This window comes from Pseudomonas sp. NPDC089554 (assembly GCF_050280645.1).
GTDB lineage: Bacteria > Pseudomonadota > Gammaproteobacteria > Pseudomonadales > Pseudomonadaceae > Aquipseudomonas.
The window spans coordinates 15212-30599 of sequence record NZ_JBNNVR010000067.1 but is presented as its reverse complement, the minus strand read 5'-3'; the positions used below and the strand labels follow the sequence as shown (position 1 = coordinate 30599).

At 61.5% G+C, this 15388-nt stretch carries 14 protein-coding genes; 9 read left to right on the top strand and 5 right to left on the bottom strand.

Translation table 11 applies throughout. The annotated features are described in order from the left end of the window. A partial coding sequence (locus ACQKPE_RS18670) for a thiamine pyrophosphate-binding protein (RefSeq protein ID WP_427668105.1) occupies positions 1-248 on the bottom strand: 248 nt, incomplete at its 3' end. A 112-nt stretch (positions 249-360) separates the two neighbouring features. Here ACQKPE_RS18670 and ACQKPE_RS18665 point away from each other — a divergent pair. Both ACQKPE_RS18665 and ACQKPE_RS18660 read left to right on the top strand, forming a co-directional pair. Then, positions 361-1278: a LysR family transcriptional regulator gene (locus ACQKPE_RS18665; RefSeq protein WP_427668104.1), complete on the top strand. Its 918-nt coding sequence runs from the start codon at positions 361-363 to the stop codon at positions 1276-1278. A gap of 64 nt (positions 1279-1342) precedes the next feature. After that, complete coding sequence (locus ACQKPE_RS18660) at positions 1343-3010, top strand: NAD-dependent malic enzyme (protein ID WP_427668103.1); 1668 nt, start codon at positions 1343-1345, stop codon at positions 3008-3010. An 89-nt stretch (positions 3011-3099) separates the two neighbouring features. Here the strand turns inward: ACQKPE_RS18660 and ACQKPE_RS18655 are convergent, their stop codons facing one another. The 3 genes from ACQKPE_RS18655 to ACQKPE_RS18645 form a co-directional block, all read right to left on the bottom strand. Then, entirely contained in the window at positions 3100-3864 is a 765-nt protein-coding gene (locus ACQKPE_RS18655) for a 2-keto-4-pentenoate hydratase (protein WP_427668102.1), read from the bottom strand. Between the two features lie 50 nt (positions 3865-3914). Continuing rightward, the gene (locus tag ACQKPE_RS18650; protein WP_427668101.1) at positions 3915-5213 is read right to left on the bottom strand and encodes an MFS transporter; all 1299 of its coding nucleotides are present in this window, start codon (positions 5211-5213) and stop codon (positions 3915-3917) included. A gap of 111 nt (positions 5214-5324) precedes the next feature. Further along, on the bottom strand, positions 5325-6536 hold the full coding sequence (locus ACQKPE_RS18645; protein ID WP_427668100.1) for a pyridoxal-phosphate-dependent aminotransferase family protein: 1212 nt from the start codon (positions 6534-6536) through the stop codon (positions 5325-5327). Between the two features lie 152 nt (positions 6537-6688). Here ACQKPE_RS18645 and ACQKPE_RS18640 point away from each other — a divergent pair, with 152 nt between their 5' ends. The 3 genes from ACQKPE_RS18640 (at position 6689) to ACQKPE_RS18630 (ending at position 10917) form a co-directional block, all read left to right on the top strand. Next, a complete protein-coding gene (locus ACQKPE_RS18640; RefSeq protein WP_427668099.1) occupies positions 6689-7423 on the top strand; it encodes a GntR family transcriptional regulator in 735 nt (244 codons plus the stop codon). Positions 7424-7425: 2 nt separating this feature from the next. Then, complete coding sequence (locus tag ACQKPE_RS18635) at positions 7426-8664, top strand: glycine hydroxymethyltransferase (RefSeq protein ID WP_427668098.1); 1239 nt, start codon at positions 7426-7428, stop codon at positions 8662-8664. A gap of 81 nt (positions 8665-8745) precedes the next feature. Next, on the top strand, positions 8746-10917 hold the full coding sequence (locus tag ACQKPE_RS18630; RefSeq protein ID WP_427668097.1) for a malate synthase G: 2172 nt from the start codon (positions 8746-8748) through the stop codon (positions 10915-10917). Positions 10918-10939: 22 nt separating this feature from the next. On the opposite strand, the gene ACQKPE_RS18625 is transcribed toward ACQKPE_RS18630, so the two are convergent. Then, positions 10940-12094 carry a gamma-butyrobetaine dioxygenase gene (locus ACQKPE_RS18625; protein ID WP_427668096.1) on the bottom strand — a complete coding sequence of 385 codons (1155 nt, stop codon included), beginning with the start codon at positions 12092-12094 and terminating at the stop codon, positions 10940-10942. Positions 12095-12195: 101 nt separating this feature from the next. Between ACQKPE_RS18625 and ACQKPE_RS18620 the strand changes: the two genes are divergently transcribed. From ACQKPE_RS18620 to ACQKPE_RS18605, 4 genes are all read left to right on the top strand, one after another. Further along, complete coding sequence (locus ACQKPE_RS18620; protein WP_427668095.1) at positions 12196-13101, top strand: LysR substrate-binding domain-containing protein; 906 nt, start codon at positions 12196-12198, stop codon at positions 13099-13101. A gap of 296 nt (positions 13102-13397) precedes the next feature. After that, positions 13398-13886, top strand: coding sequence for an Hcp family type VI secretion system effector (locus tag ACQKPE_RS18615; RefSeq protein WP_427668107.1), 489 nt, complete (start codon positions 13398-13400; stop codon positions 13884-13886). 9 nt (positions 13887-13895) lie between these two features. After that, a complete protein-coding gene (locus ACQKPE_RS18610) occupies positions 13896-14873 on the top strand; it encodes a hypothetical protein (protein WP_427668094.1) in 978 nt (325 codons plus the stop codon). Then, the gene (locus ACQKPE_RS18605; RefSeq protein WP_427668093.1) at positions 14870-15244 is read left to right on the top strand and encodes a hypothetical protein; all 375 of its coding nucleotides are present in this window, start codon (positions 14870-14872) and stop codon (positions 15242-15244) included. The genes ACQKPE_RS18610 and ACQKPE_RS18605 overlap by 4 nt, the downstream gene beginning before the upstream one ends. Positions 15245-15388 lie beyond the last annotated feature (144 nt).

The window sequence follows — 15388 nt, the reverse complement described above, 5'->3', positions numbered from 1 at the left end:
ATGTCGGTGCCGGCAGGGCCGGAGGTGCCGATGCACACGCCGATATTGCCGGCCTTGGTGCGGGTGTAGCCCTCGGCCATGTGCGAGGCGCCTTCAACGTGGCGAGCGAGGACGTGATCGATGCCACCCACCGACTTCATCGCCGCATAGAACGGGTTGATCGCCGCACCCGGAATACCGAACGCAACCTCCACACCCTCGCGGCGCAACACCTGCACTGCCGCTTCGATCGCTCTCATTCTCGCCATGATCCTCTCCTGACACTGGGTCGATATTTTTCTTATTGAGTGGCAGCATGAAGTACCGAATCGGCTTGTTGAAGGCCAAAAAATTAGATTCTGTCGATACCTGAGGTATGGAATGGGGCGATATGTCGAGTTGCAGAGTTTCGTGCAGGTGGCGCAAAAAGGCAGTTTCGCCGCCGCCGCCCTGACTGAAGGGGTTACCCCGGCCATCCTCGGGCGGCGCCTGGACAGCCTGGAGAAACGCCTGGGGGTCAAGCTGATGCACCGCTCTACACGCGGGCTGAAGCTAACCACCCTGGGCGAGCAATTGCTGGAGCGGGCGACCAAGCTGCTGCTCGATTTCGATGACCTGGAAGCTGCCATTTGCAGCAGCGCATCCTTGGTCAAGGGCAGCTTGCAGATCTCCTCGCCTGCGGCCTTCGGGCGCGTCCATGTGGCGCCCCACGCCCTGGAGTTTCAGCGGCGCTTTCCCAATGTGAAGCTGGCCTTCAACCTGACCGACAGCGTCGTCGACCTGGTCAGCGAAGGCTATGACCTGAGCATTCGCATCGGCGAAATTCGCGACCCCAACTACGTGGCGGTGAAGCTCTACCCCAACAAGCGGGTGGTGTGCGGCACCCCCGGCTACTTTGCCGAGCATGGCCAGCCGAGCACCCTGGAGGACTTGGCCGACCACAACTGCCTGGCCTTCACCCTGCAAGGCGGACAGCAGCGCGGCTGGACCTTCATGCGCGACGGCCGGGCGGTGGCGATGAAGGTCAGCGGCAACCTGGCCTGCAACGACGGCGAGCTGCTGGCGGCCTGGATGCAGCAGGGCGTGGGCATCGGCTGGCGCTCGACCTGGGAGATCCAGGCCGAGCTCGATGCCGGCACCTTGGTGACCGTGCTCGATGAATTCGCCTTGCCCGAGTACGACATCCAGGCAGTGTGGCCGCAGCAGCGACACCTGCCGGCCAAGGTGCGGTTCTTCGTTGACTACCTGAAGGAGGTGTACAACGCGCCGGGGTATTGGGAGGGGGCTGGCAAGGCGTGAATTGCATTTCGATGGGTTGTCGGTATATTGAATTCAAAATACAACAACCCAGCGAGGCATCGTCATGTCATCCGAACGTCGTCCACTGCCCGTCAAGTTCCGAGGCCCTGCGCTTCTGGAAACGCCGCTGTTGAACAAAGGTACCGCCTTCACCGAGCAGGAACGCCAGCGTTTCCAGTTGCAGGGCCTGTTGCCCGCCAAGGTCGAAACCCTGGAGCAACAAGTGGTGCGCGGCTATCGCCAGTTCAGCGAAGCCGCCAGCCCGCTGGAGAAGCATGTCTACCTGCGCGCGCTGCAAGACCGCAATGAAACACTGTTCTACAAGCTGGTGGAAACGCACCTCGAGGAAATGCTCCCGATCATCTACACGCCTACCGTTGGCAAGGCGTGCCAGGAGTTCTCCCGGATCTACCGCAGCCACCGCGGCGTGTTCATTTCCTACGAGGACCGCGAGCGCATCGACGAAATGCTTGCCAACGTCACCAAGGACAACGTCAAGGTCATCGTGGTCAGCGACTGCGAGCGCATTCTTGGCCTGGGCGACCAGGGCACCGGTGGCATGGGCATTCCGATCGGCAAGCTGTCGCTGTACACCGCCTGCGGTGGCATCAGCCCGGCCTACACCTTGCCCATCGTGCTGGATGTCGGCACCCATAACCCGGCCCTGCTCGAAGACCCGGAATACCTCGGGCTCAAGCAGCCGAGGGTGCGCGGGCAAGACTACGACGACTTCCTGGAAACCTTCGTCGCCGCCGTGCAGAAACGCTGGCCGGGGGTGTTGTTGCAGTTCGAGGACTTCGCTCTGGCCAACGCGATGCCTTTGCTTGAGCGTTATCGCGACCGCCTGTGCTGTTTCAACGACGATATCCAGGGCACCGCTGCGGTGACTGTCGGTACCTTGTTGGCGGCGTGCCGTATAAAAGGTGAAAAACTGTCGCAGCAAACCATCGCCTTCGTCGGCGCCGGCTCGGCCGGGTGCGGTATCGCCGAGCAGATCATCCAGGCGATGGTCGAGGAGGGGCTCAGCGATGCCCAGGCGCGGCGCCAAGTGTTTTTGCTCAACAGCAAGGGCCTGCTGACCGACCGCCAGCAGGGGCTGTACTCGTTCCAGGAACGCTTGTCCCATGCCACGACATCGTTGGCGGATTGGCAGTTCGCGGGCGACTGGCCAGACCTTCAGGAAGTGGTCAGCAATGCCCGCCCCAGCGTGCTGATTGGCGTTTCCGGCAAGGCCGGGCTGTTCACCGAGACGATCATTCGCACGCTTTACCAGCAATGCCGCCAGCCGATCATCATGCCGTTGTCCAACCCCACCTCGCAGATCGAGGCGCAGCCGACGGACCTGCTGGCATGGACCGAAGGCCACGCGCTGATCGCCACCGGCAGCCCGTTCCAGCCAGTGGAGTGGGCAGGGCGGTCTTATCCGATTGCTCAGTGCAACAACTCCTACATCTTCCCAGGCATCGGCCTGGGCGTGATCGTGAGCCAGGCTACCCGCGTGACCGAACGCATGCTGATGGCCTCGGCCAGGGCGCTGGCAAGCAGTGCCAAGCAAGGGCAGATGCTGCCGCCGATGGGTGAGGTGCAGGCGGTGAGCAAGGCGATTGCGCTGGCTGTGGCGCTGGCTGCGCAGGAGGATGGTGTTGCACCCAAGCAGGATGAGCGTGCGCTGGGCGAGGCGATCGAGGCGTTGTTCTGGGAGCCGCGTTACCGGACCTATGAGCCGGCTTGACGCTTAATAGAGAAGGCCCTGATTTGTCAGGGCCTTTTGCTGTTTATTCAATATCGTTGGGCTGCGCAGCAGCCCTAATCAATACAGCATCAGCTCAGCTTCAACGAAACCGGCGGCAGCCCATTGATCTGTCCCTTCAGCTCACCCGGCGCCTTGGCGAAGTGCATCCCGGTGAACGACCCGGTCGTAATGACGAAATCCTTCGGCAACACCTGACCATTGCGCGTGTGATGGTTCACCAACCAAGTAAGCAGCCTGCGCGGGTCGCCCGCCGGGTTCGCTGGCGCCCCAGGCACGATGCTTTCGCCATTGAACGCCAGCTCCAGCGTGGGCTGGGCAAACGGGAAGTCGTCCCGGTACGGCACGAACTCACCCACCACCAAGGCCCCGTGGTTGAGCAGGTCGGCCAGTTGCGTCAACGGCTCGACCTTGGGAAACGCGGCAAAGCGGCTTGAGACGATCTCGAGGGTCGCGGCCATTTCGCCGATGCCTGCGTGTACTTCCTCTTCGCTGTATTCCTCGTCACGCGGGGCGAAATCACGCTTGAAGCGAAAGGCGATTTCCAGCTCCAGGCCCACGGGCGTGTAGTCGGCCCGTGCGAAGGTGCTGCCCGGTGCGTGCAGGCACTCGGTGGGCAGGGGCGAGCCCTGCACAGGGCCGGTATGGGATTTCGAGCCGATCTTCCAACCACCGGCCTCAAGGCCGCGCAGGGCGAAGATGGCTTGTTGGGTGTAGTAGGCGTCGGCGAAATCCTTCGGGTAGAGGGCCTGATCGAGTTCGCCCAACGGGCTGCGCTCGCGTTGGGCGTCGACGAGCAGTTGCGCAAGGTGCGCAGAAGGGGCTGCGGTATTCAAGGTGTCGCTCCTTTATCAGGGCCGCGCTCATCGAGCGCGGCCACAGGGTGTCATTTACCGACGGCCGGGCTGGGCCGCAGTTCCTCGGTCGGCGCCACCGGCGCCTTGGTGTATTCGAAACGGTTCTGCGGCTTCATCTTGAACGACAGCGCCACACCGATGGCCAGCAGCACGATGCTCACCAGGAACGGCAGCTGCCAGTTGCCGAACTTGTCGATCAGCATGCCGGCCACCACCGGGCTGATGATGGCCGCCATGGCGGAGCCGGTGTTCATCATGCCGGAAGCTGTGCCGGAGTGGTCGGGCGCGATGTCCATGGGAATGGCCCACATCGGGCCGATGGTCATTTCCGAGAAGAAGAAACCGATGGCCAGACACGCCAGGGAAATGTGGATGTTGGTGGTGAACATCAGCGGCACCAGCGACAGCAGCGTCAGGCTCAGGCAGATGGAAACCATCAGGCTGCGGGCCTTGTTCAGGTTATTGGTGCGGGCATAGATACGGTCGCTGACGATGCCGCCCAGGGTGTCGCCGACCACGCCGCCGAAGAACACCGCCGAGGCGAAGATAGCCGTGCCCTTGAGGTCCAGGCCCAGGTTCATGAAGTACATCGGCACCCAGCTCAGCAACAGCCACAAGGTCCAGCCATAGCAGAAGTAGACGATGGTGACCGGCGCCATGCGCTTGAACAGGCGGCCCCAGGGCAGCGGGTCCTTGTTCTTGACCTTGGGGGCTGGCAGCGAGTCCAGCTCTTGCTGGGAAATGCGCGGGTGATCCTTCGGCAGCTCGGTGAACACCAGCGCCCACAACCCCACCCAGACGAAGCTGATGACCGCACACACATAGAACGACTCGCGCCAGCCGTAGGTGGCCATGATCGCGATCATCGCCGCCGGCGCCAGGGCGTTACCCAGGCGAGCGAAGGCATGGGTGATGCCTTGGGCGAAGCCACGTTTTTCCTTGGGTACCCAACGCGACATTGCAGCGGTGGCGGCAGGGAAGGTGGCGCCTTCGCCCAGGCCCAGCAGTACGCGGGCGACGATCAACGAGATGAAACCACCGGCAAGGCCGGTCATCACCGTGGCGGCAGCCCAGATGATGCCGCACACCACCAGGGTGCGCTTGGCGCCAAAGCGGTCACTGACCCAGCCGCCGATGATCTGGAACACCAGGTAGGGGTAGGCAAAGGCAGAGAAGACGATACCGATTTCGGTCTTGGTCAGGTTGAACTCAGGCCCGAAACCGACGGCAGCGGTACTGACGTTGACCCTGTCCAGGTAGGTAATGAAGTACATGGCGCACAGCATGAACAGCACCACCGTGGTGGGGCGCAGACGGAAAAACTTCATGTTCTATCTCCAATTTCTTATTGTTTCCGCAGACGATGCGGAAGTTCGGGATAGTTCGTCGTTCAAGGCGCTGGGCCAGTGGCCACAGCGCACAGTACCGCGTTTTTCACATCAGCCGCGTCGCAGCGGTACCGATTGCCCTCCCAGGTAGTCCATGGCAGCCAGCACGCCACTCGATTGCAGCTTCACGCCCGCCAGTTGCAGGCCCATTTCGCAGCCGGTGAGGGTGGCCATCAGGGTCAGGTCATTACAGTCGCCCAGGTGGCCGATCCGGAACATGCGGCCTTTCATCTTGCCCAGGCCCGTGCCCAGCGACATGTCGAAGCGCTCGTAGATGACCTTGCGCACTGCGTCGGCGTCGATACCCTCGGGGGTCATCACGCCGGTGAGTACCGGGCTGTATACGCTCGGGTCGGCGCACTGGATGTCCAGGCCCCAGGCATTGACTGCGGTACGGCAGGCGTGGGCCAGGCGGTCGTGGCGGGCGAAGACGTTGTCCAGGCCTTCGCCGAGAATCATCTCCAGCGCTTCGTTCAGCCCATAGAGCAGGTTGGTGTTCGGGGTGTAGGGCCAGTAGCCGGTCTTGTTCATCTCCACGATTTCGTCCCAGCCCCAGAAGCTGCGCGGCAGGGTAGCGCGCTTGCTGGCTTGCAGGGCCTTGGGGGAGAGGGCGTTGAAGCTGATGCCCGGCGGCAGCATCAGGCCTTTTTGCGAGCCCGAGACGGTGACGTCCACGCCCCATTCGTCATGGCGATAGTCGGCCGAGGCCAGGCCGGAAATGGTATCGACCAGCAGCAGCGCCGGGTGGCCGGCCGCATCGATGGCCTTGCGTACCGAAGCGATATCGGAGGTGACGCCGGTGCTGGTTTCGTTGTGCACCACGCACACCGCTTTGATGCGATGGCCGCTGTCGGCGCGCAGGTGGCTTTCGATCATGCTTGCATCGACCCCACCGCGCCAACCTTCGATCCCCGGACGCCCGATGAACTGTGGCTTCAGGCCCAGGCTCAGGGCCATTTTCTGCCACAAGGTGGCGAAGTGACCGGTCTCGAACATCAACACTTCGTCGCCCGCACTCAGGGTGTTGCACAGCGCCGCTTCCCAGGCGCCGGTGCCGGAGGCCGGGTAGATCACCACCGGGTGAACGGTTTTGAAGATCTTCTTGATGCCGTCGAGCACCTTCAGGCCCAGCTCGCCGAACTCCGGGCCGCGGTGGTCGATGGTGGGGTAGCTCATGGCCCGCAGGATCCGGTCAGGGACGGGGCTCGGGCCTGGAATCTGCAGGAAGTGACGGCCGGCGGGGTGGAAATCGAGCTTCAACATGGTGACTCCTTTTTGTTTTTGTATTTTGAATGCAAAATACGTTAGCACGGCTTTCCCCTGTGTCAATCCCCAAAAATGGGCTAGAGTTTCCCGTATTTACTGTGGTTTTCGAATAAGAGCGTGCTTTCAAGCGCTTACGATGAGGATTTTGAATGCAAAATAATAACGAGCCCAACACCCCGCCACAGCCCCTGCTGATGCCAAAGCTCGAGCGTCAGCGGTTGCATGACACGGTGGTGGAGCATTTGCGCAACTTCATCACCGAAGGGGTGCTCACGCCTGGCAAGAAACTCAACGAGCGCGAGCTGTGCGACACCCTGGGCATTTCTCGCACGCCATTGCGCGAGGCGCTGAAGGTGCTGGCAATGGAAGGCCTGATCGAAATCAACCCCAACCGCGGGGCGAGCGTTGCGCGCATGTCGGAGCAGGAAATTCGCGAAACCTTCGAACTGATGAGTGGCATAGAAGCCTTCGCTGGCGAGCTGGCCTGCGAGCGCATCACGGCTCAGGAGCTCGACGAGATCAAGGCGCTGCACAACGCCATGGTGGTCAGCAAGAACCAGAATGACCTGCCGGGCTACTACCACCGCAACCGCTCGATCCACGACCTGATCAACCTCGCCGCGCGCAATTCGGCGTTGCGCCAGGTGTACCTGTCGTTGAACCGGCGCATTCATTCGCTGCGTTTTCTGTCCAACCAACAGGCGCCGAAATGGGAGCGTGCGCTGCACGATCACGAGGAAATGATCGTGGCGCTCGAGGTGCGGGACGGCAAACGGCTCAGCCATATCCTGCGCCATCACCTGCTGGAAAAGCGCGACGCGATCATGCTGATGGTGCGTGACGAAGCCGAACACCCCAACTCGATTCGTCGGCGGGGGGCTTGAGCATGGCCCGAAGCCTCGATGCCTTGCTGGCGGACTGCGCCGAGCGTTTGGCGCAACTGCAAGCGCAGCGCCTGATGCTGTATGCCGGCGCGAATTTACCCAGTGCCCGGGCGATGGACGCCTACAACCCGGCGCTGAGTGCCTATCCCGCCATGGGCCCGGCCTTCGCCAAGGAACAGCCGGAAACCGAGCTGGTCAGCGAGCTGGAGTGCTACACCCAAAAGGCAGCGAAGCGGCTGTTCAAGGCCAACTGGGCGCAAGTGCGCCTGCCCAGTTGCACCCTGGCCAACCTGGCGGTGTTTCATGCCTACTGCCAGCCGGGCGACCGAATACTGGCACCCGCGGCCGAGCACGGCGGCCACCTGAGCCAGCGCCGTGGCGGCACGCCAGCAATGGCCGGGCTGGAGGTCGAAGATCTGCCTTTCGATACCGCTACCTGCCGGCTGGATACCGAACGTGCGGTTGCGCAGGTCGAACAGCTACGTCCAAGGCTGGTGGTGCTGGGCCGCAGCATCATGGTCAAGGCCGACGATATCGCGCCTGTGGTGCAGGCCGCCCGTGCCGTCGGCGCCCGAACGCTGTTCGACGCTTCCCACGTGCTGGGCCTGATCGCTGGTGGGGCCTACCCCAACCCGTTCGATGCCGGGGTCGACCTGGTCACCAGCTCCACCTACAAGACCTTGCCCGGCCGACCACAAGGGCTGGTACTGGGACGCAACCCGCAGGATGCCCAGGCACTCGACCGCGTGCTGGATGGGCAAATGCTCGCCAACTACGATGCCGGGCGCCTGGCCTCGCTTGCCGTCACCCTCGATGAAGCCCTGGCCGATGACGGCGCCTATGCACGTGCCATCGTCGATAACAGCGCCGCACTGCATCGCGCCTTGCTGGATATCGACCTGCCGGTAATCGCTGCGCAGGGCAGGGAGGTGCACACCCATCAGTTGTTGCTGCCGCTCTCCGGCAATGTCGACCCACGTGCCCAGATGCTGGCGCTGCAAGCGCACTCAGTGCTTATCGGCACTTGTGTCGATCCTACCCGTGCAAGCCACTACGCCCTGCGCCTCGGCACCCAGTTCATCACCCGCCAAGGTTTGAACCCTACACGCATGCCGGAGGTAGCGAGGCTGCTCGCCCAGGTGTTGCAGGTTGCCCCCTGCGGCCGTTTGCAGGTGCGTGCCGGTATGAGCGAGGCGCACACCCAAGCCGCGATCCGCAATCTGATTAAAAATGAATATTGAATTCAAAATACATAATGGGTAACACTGATGCCTCACCAACAATAAGAGATTCGCCCTGGCAGGGCGAAAGCGAGGAGCGTCATGAGCGAGTTCATTGCAAGAGGCCACCTGACCGTCGCACCCCAGTTGTTGCACTTCATCGAAGACGAACTGCTACCCGGAACCGGCGTGCAGGCCAGCCATTTCTGGAGCACCTTCGACCGCCTGGTGCATGACCTCGCACCGCTCAACCGCGCCCTGCTGGACACCCGCGAACTGCTCCAGGCAAAACTCGACGCCTGGCACCGCACCCACCCTGGGGCCGTGCAGGACAAAGCCGCCTACCGCACCTTCCTGCAATCGATTGGCTACCTGCAACCGGTGCCCAAGGCAGTGGCGGTTCGCACAGCCAACGTCGACAGTGAAATCGCCACCCAAGCCGGCCCGCAACTGGTGGTGCCGGTGATGAACGCCCGTTACGCGCTCAATGCGGCGAACGCCCGTTGGGGCTCGTTGTACGACGCGCTGTATGGCACCGATGTGATCGCCGATGAAGGCGCCACTGCCAGGCAGTCGGGCTTCAACCCGCTGCGCGCCAAAAGCGTCGTGACCTTTGCCCGCGAATTCCTCGACCGCAGCGTGCCCTTGGCCTCGGGAAGCCATGTCGGCTCTACCCGCTACAGCATCGACAACGGGCAACTGCGCGCCACCCTGGCCGACGGCTCGACCACCGGCCTTGCGCATCCAAGTCAATGGTTGGGCTTGCAAGGTGAGGCCAGCGCCCCGAGCGCATTGCTGCTGGTGAACAATGGCCTGCACATCGAGATCCACATCGACGGCACGACGCCCATCGGCAGCCAGGATTCGGCGCATATCAAGGACGTGGTGCTGGAAGCCGCACTCACCACCATCATGGACTGCGAAGACTCGGTGGCTGCCGTGGACGCCGCCGACAAGGTGCTCGTCTACCGCAACTGGCTCGGCTTGATGAAGGGAGACTTGAGCGAAACCCTCGACAAGGACGGCCGCACCATCACCCGTCGCCTCAACCCTCCACGCCAATGGGCCCGTACCGACTGCAGCAGTTTCGCATTGCCTGGCTGTGCGCTGATGCTGGTGCGCAACGTCGGCCACCTGATGACCACCCCCGCACTGCTCGACGGCAACGGCCAGGAAGTGCCCGAAGGCATCGTCGACGCCGTGGTCACCAGCCTTGCGGCCATGCACGACCTGGAGCACCGCCGCAATTCCCGGCAAGGCAGCGTCTACATCGTGAAACCGAAGATGCACGGCCCCGATGAAGTGGCATTTACTGCGCAGTTGTTCGATCGCGTCGAGCACATGCTGGGGCTGCCGGCCAACACCCTGAAGATGGGCATCATGGACGAAGAGCGGCGCACCACGCTCAACCTCAAGGCGTGCATCGCCCAGGCCACCGAGCGCCTGGTGTTCATCAACACGGGCTTTCTCGACCGCACCGGCGATGAGATGCACACGCTGATGGAAGCTGGCCCGATGCTGCGCAAGGGCGATATGAAATCCAGCCGCTGGCTCAAGGCGTACGAGCGCAACAACGTGCTGGTGGGCCTCGAGTGCCAGTTGCAAGGCCGCGCCCAGATCGGCAAGGGCATGTGGGCCATGCCCGATTTGATGCGTGCCATGCTCGAACAAAAAGTCGCCCACCCACAGGCTGGTGCCACCACCGCCTGGGTGCCGTCACCGACTGCCGCGACGCTGCATGCCATGCACTATCACCAGGTCGATGTCGCCGCCGTTCAGGGCCGCATCATCGAGCAGTCCGATGCCGAGGAACTGCTGCGGTTGCAGGACGAATTGCTGGAGGTTCCGCTGGGGGATACCAGCGAGTGGGACGCCAAGGCCATCGCCGAGGAGCTGGAAAACAACGCGCAAGGCTTGCTCGGTTATGTGGTGCGCTGGGTCGAGCAGGGCGTCGGTTGCTCGAAAGTGCCTGATATCCACGATGTCGGCCTGATGGAAGACCGCGCCACCTTGCGCATCTCCAGCCAGCACATCGCCAACTGGCTCCGGCATGGTGTAGTGGACCAGGCCCAGGTGATGGCCGCGCTCAAGCGCATGGCGGTGGTGGTGGACATGCAGAACGCCAGCGACCCCCTGTATCGGCCCATGGCGGCGGATTTCGAGCGGTCGCTGGCGTTTGCCGCGGCGTGTGCGTTGGTGTTCGAGGGGGTGCGGCAGCCCAGTGGGTATACCGAGCCCTTGCTGCATCGGTTCAGATTGAACTACAAGGCTTGAGCAATCGCCTCGTTGCTGGTGTTCAGCGCTGCAACACCAGCACCCGCGACAACACCTCATCCCGATCCACATAGCACCCCTGGAAGTGCCGCGCCCCGCTGGCCGGATCGAAGGCTTCGCGGGCATGCAGCACCCGGCGGTTGTCGAAGCACCACAACTGCCCGGCCGACAACCGCTGGGTCACGCGAAAGCGTGGCTCGCGGGTCATCTGCATGAAGCGTCGATAGGCCAGGTAATAGTCGGGCATCAACTCGGCGGGCAGCTGCAACGGCGCACGCAGGAAGTTTGCCAGGCGAATCTCCTGCACCTCGGCCTGGCCGTCCAGGGCGATCACCGGCGCTGTGCAGCGGTAGTCGCTGTGGCGGTCCTTGTTGCGAAACTCCACCGGGGTTTCGCACAGCAGCCGGTAGGCCTGGGGGGCTTCAGCGCGCAACGCCTCGGCGATGGCGAAACCGTCGACGAATGTGTTTTCGCCACCGCTGGCGTCGTTCACCAGGCAATGCAGGAACTGCAACCCTGGTTGCAGCTCGCGGGTGGGCAGGTCGGTGTGCAGGGGCAGGTTGAAGGCCGTGTAGGCATTGCTGTCGGCGTCGGCCTTTGAGCGCACGTCGAACAGCACGCCGAAGTTGCTTTCGCGCACGAAAGAAATGCGCTTGGCCAGGCCCAGCAAGGTGCCAGGCTCTGTGGGTACACCCTGCAATTGGGTCAGGCCGATATCGCGCACGGCCAGCAGCCACAGCAGCAGGGCGGAGTCATCGTGCATCACGGCGCGGTAGTCGAACACCGGCAGTGCCAGGTCGGATACCCAGCGCTGCTTGCGCGGCCTGGCAGCCTCGCGCTCGGCCAGGCTCTGCGGGTCGTAGGCATGAGCGCGCAGCCAGCCGGGGTCGAAGGTGCTGGCGTGGCCGTCGTCCCAGCGCAGCGACAGGCGCCCGTCATCGGCGATGGCCGCAGCCTTGAGCTGGATATCCTCCGGCACGTCCGCGACTTGGAACACTTGCTCGCGGGTGACGCTGTACACGCATTCGCTACAGGGGCAGTTGTCGCGCAGCCAGAGGTTGTGGAAGGGGCTGACACGGCCGTCCGCCCAGGTCACCGTGATACCGCCGGGGGCGAGTTGGGCGCTGCCCAGGGGGCAGATGAGCGGGAAATTGCGGTAGTCCGCGATCGCGTTCATTTCGTGGGTATTCCTCTGCGGTGGTTGGCGATGCGCTCATGCTGCGGGGGCGGGAGGTGTGCTACAAATGATCTTTCAGCCCTTATGGTTAACCAAAGGTTATGAATAAGCTGGGTCGTTCACTTCCGCCACTGGCGACGCTGCTGCCCTTCGAGGCGACGGCCAGGTTGGGCAGTGTCTCGCGGGCGGCGCAGGAGCTGCATATCACGCAGGCTGCCGTCAGCCGACAGATTCGCGCACTCGAGGCGGACCTTGGGGTGGCGCTGTTCGAGCGGCGTAACCGGGGCGTTCACCTGACTGAGTCCGGGCGCAGCCTGGCGTATACCCTGGGTAATGCTTTGGGTGAGTTGGCCAGTGAGGCCGACCGGCTGCGCGGCGTCGCCGGGGTCAACCAGGTGGTGCTGCTGTGCCAGATGTGCGAGGGCTTCCATTGGCTGATGCCAAGGTTGTCGAGCTTTCACCAGCAGCACCCGGAGATCGAGCTCAAGGTCACCACGCTCATGCGACCGCTGGCGGAGTTCGACGGCTATTTCGACGTGGCCATGCAAAGCAGCAACCGCGACCGTGGCGCGCACCCGTTGCTGTTCAGTGCATCCGATGAAGTCTTTCCGGTGTGTAGCCCGGCCTACCTGGCACGCCAGCCAGGGGGGGTGCTGACCCTCGAGGCATTGGCGCGTTGCACGCTGCTGCATCACCAGACCGTGCCGCAGTACGCGCTGGAGTGGGACACCTGGCTGGCCGCCCATGGCCTGCCGATACCCCAAGGGGCCAAGGCGCTGAGCTTCGACAGCTACTCACTGATGCTGCAGGCCGCCGTATCCGGGCACGGCCTGGCCATGGGCTGGCGGCGCACGGCCGAGGGGATGCTGGCGCGGGGCGAGCTGGTGGCGCCGTTCGGGCAGAAGGTGATGCTGGAGGACGCGCTGTCGGTGTGCATGCGCCATGGCCAGGCCAAGCGACGCGAGACCCAGGCGTTGGCGGCCTGGCTGAGGGCACAGTTGGCGTAAAGGGTGGGGTGGGGCAGGCCGGCATAATGGGTCAGGTTCGACAAGGCTGAGAGAACTATCCCCAAGTATCTCGGTGTGAAATATTTATTTACGTGAACAAGTCGAATTTGTCGCCGAAATTGTAGGCAATTTCCTGATTTGCCAATGATCTCCCGCCCTCTATTGCGGCTGCGGCCTTCGGTGGCTAGGGTCTGTCGGGCGTCGGGTGGCACATCGTGCCCGCTGAGGACAACCCTAAAGCGACGTCGCTCGAACGTCGTCGTTATCAGCCCAATCGTTACCAAGGAGCGGTAATCATGGCTTTCGATGCCTATATCAAAATCGCCGAAATCAATGGCGAAGCACTGGATGATCAGTACGCCAACTGGATCGAGATCATCGGCTACAAGTTCGGCTCCCACCAAAGCACCTCCGCCACCGCAAGTTCGGCGGGTGGCGCATCTTCCGGGCGAACCACGCTCACCCATTTCACCTTTACCAAGTACCTGGATAGCGCCAGTTGCAAGCTGCTCGAGGCGAGCTGCGCCGGCCAGCACCTGAAAGAGGTGACCTTGGTGGTGTGTCGCGCGGGTACTGAAAAGCTCAAGTACTACGAAGTCGTTCTCGAAGAAGTGATCATTGCCGACTACGCCCAAAGCGCCAATTCAGGTGTGCCGATGGAGGTGGTGCAACTCAACTACGGGCGTATCAAGACCACCTACACGCGGCAGAAGCGCCTAGACGGCAGCGCCGGCGGTAATGTGATCGGCGGTTGGGATCGCATCGGCAACAAGAAACACGCGTGAGGTACGAACATGTCCGAGGCACGCAGTTTTATCAATCAACAAGCACAGACGTATGAGTCGCTGAAAGCCGACACGCACATGAATGCGAATCAGCGGGCCAAGTTTGATGTGTTGAATGCGCATATCGTAAATAGCGTCGTTTTCCCTGGCGAACTGGTTATCGTGGGTGACCCGAGTACGCCGTCTTGCACTGCTCATGAAGCATTTCTCATGGGAAAAGCGGCAGGAATTCACCTTGACATCGAGCTACATGGTGGCGGTATTGATGGGTTCTTTCTTGAAAATTTTGAGTTATTACAGAGTCTCCTGAGTCATGCAGCTATGGGGGCAGGTGCAGCAACGGACGGCTGGGCAAGACATATGGATGCGATTAAAAAGACGTTGGAGCAGATTGAGCAATTGCATGGCGCGCACCTAAGCCAAGGCCAAGTCAGAGCGCGTGATGAGTTTTATGCTAAGCGGAAGGCTTTGTTTGTTAGCTTGGATGAACAGCTAGGAAAGGCAACTGCGTTCGGATCGGGGCTGCGCAATAGTGCGTCGATAAAGCGGATGTTAGGAATATCAACCAAAAGTTACCTTGAGACAGGTGAGATATCTAAATATTCGGAAAAAGTTGCTGGGGTTGCTAAAGCCAGCAATTTGATAAAAAAAGGAGCTTATATAGGCTTGGCACTGGATGTGGCAGCAACAGGATTGGCGATTCAAAGAGCATGTGTTCTTGGTAGAGAAGAAGAATGCAGAAAAGCCAAGTTCGTTCTAGGTAGTGGTTTAGTAGGAGGGGCGGGCGGAAGTGTCGCTGGCGGTGCGGTAGCAGGAACTGCGGCTATAGGGCTATGTTCGATAGTGTTTGGTATACCCACAGTTGGTACCGGGGCTATTGCATGCTCTGTGGTCGGTGGCGCGGCTGGAGCTAAGTATTATGGTGAGAAGGGCAAGGAGAGGGGAGAGCAGTGGGGGGAAATTCTTTATGAGAGAGTGACCCCTTGACGAACTTTGAAGCAAACATGCTTGCGCTTTTCTTTTTCGTGCTTTCGGTCGTGGCCTTTTCCGTATTGGTGTACATATCGACTCGCCATATAGACCGCATTGAGTCGTTGCTTTCAAAAAGCCAATTTGTGTCGGGCAACCGAGTGGTCTATTCGCGGGCCGGTCTACTAGGCAAGGTGATGAGAATATGTACAATTTCAACGCTATTGATGATTCCCCGTACTTTTGCCAAGCGAGGTCTCGCTGATCTGCAACAAGTGAAGGAGTTTCCTTTCCAGCTACGGCGTGTGCTGGTAATAACTTGGGGGGTGGCGGTAACTTCTTTGGTCGCTTTTGGCAGTCTGGATTTTTTGGTGGGTAATTCAAACTGAGGGGTTATTCATATTAATCTTTATTGCCGATTGACGGTCCTCGCGAGGTTGCTAGGCAGCCTGACCTGGCCGCGCAATTGTGCGCAAGCCTCGGGCAGTTCCTGGCCTGATTGACTGCTCCGGCTCCTTTTGGGGGAGCCGACG

Coding starts and splice junctions, on each gene's coding strand:
- ACQKPE_RS18665 (WP_427668104.1), top strand. CDS start 361: ATGGGGCGATATGTCGAGTTGCAGAGTTTCGTGCAGGTGGCGCAAAAA.
- ACQKPE_RS18660 (WP_427668103.1), top strand. CDS start 1,343: ATGTCATCCGAACGTCGTCCACTGCCCGTCAAGTTCCGAGGCCCTGCG.
- ACQKPE_RS18650 (WP_427668101.1), bottom strand. CDS start 5,213: ATGAAGTTTTTCCGTCTGCGCCCCACCACGGTGGTGCTGTTCATGCTG.
- ACQKPE_RS18645 (WP_427668100.1), bottom strand. CDS start 6,536: ATGTTGAAGCTCGATTTCCACCCCGCCGGCCGTCACTTCCTGCAGATT.
- ACQKPE_RS18640 (WP_427668099.1), top strand. CDS start 6,689: ATGCAAAATAATAACGAGCCCAACACCCCGCCACAGCCCCTGCTGATG.
- ACQKPE_RS18635 (WP_427668098.1), top strand. CDS start 7,426: ATGGCCCGAAGCCTCGATGCCTTGCTGGCGGACTGCGCCGAGCGTTTG.
- ACQKPE_RS18630 (WP_427668097.1), top strand. CDS start 8,746: ATGAGCGAGTTCATTGCAAGAGGCCACCTGACCGTCGCACCCCAGTTG.
- ACQKPE_RS18625 (WP_427668096.1), bottom strand. CDS start 12,094: ATGAACGCGATCGCGGACTACCGCAATTTCCCGCTCATCTGCCCCCTG.
- ACQKPE_RS18620 (WP_427668095.1), top strand. CDS start 12,196: ATGAATAAGCTGGGTCGTTCACTTCCGCCACTGGCGACGCTGCTGCCC.
- ACQKPE_RS18615 (WP_427668107.1), top strand. CDS start 13,398: ATGGCTTTCGATGCCTATATCAAAATCGCCGAAATCAATGGCGAAGCA.
- ACQKPE_RS18610 (WP_427668094.1), top strand. CDS start 13,896: ATGTCCGAGGCACGCAGTTTTATCAATCAACAAGCACAGACGTATGAG.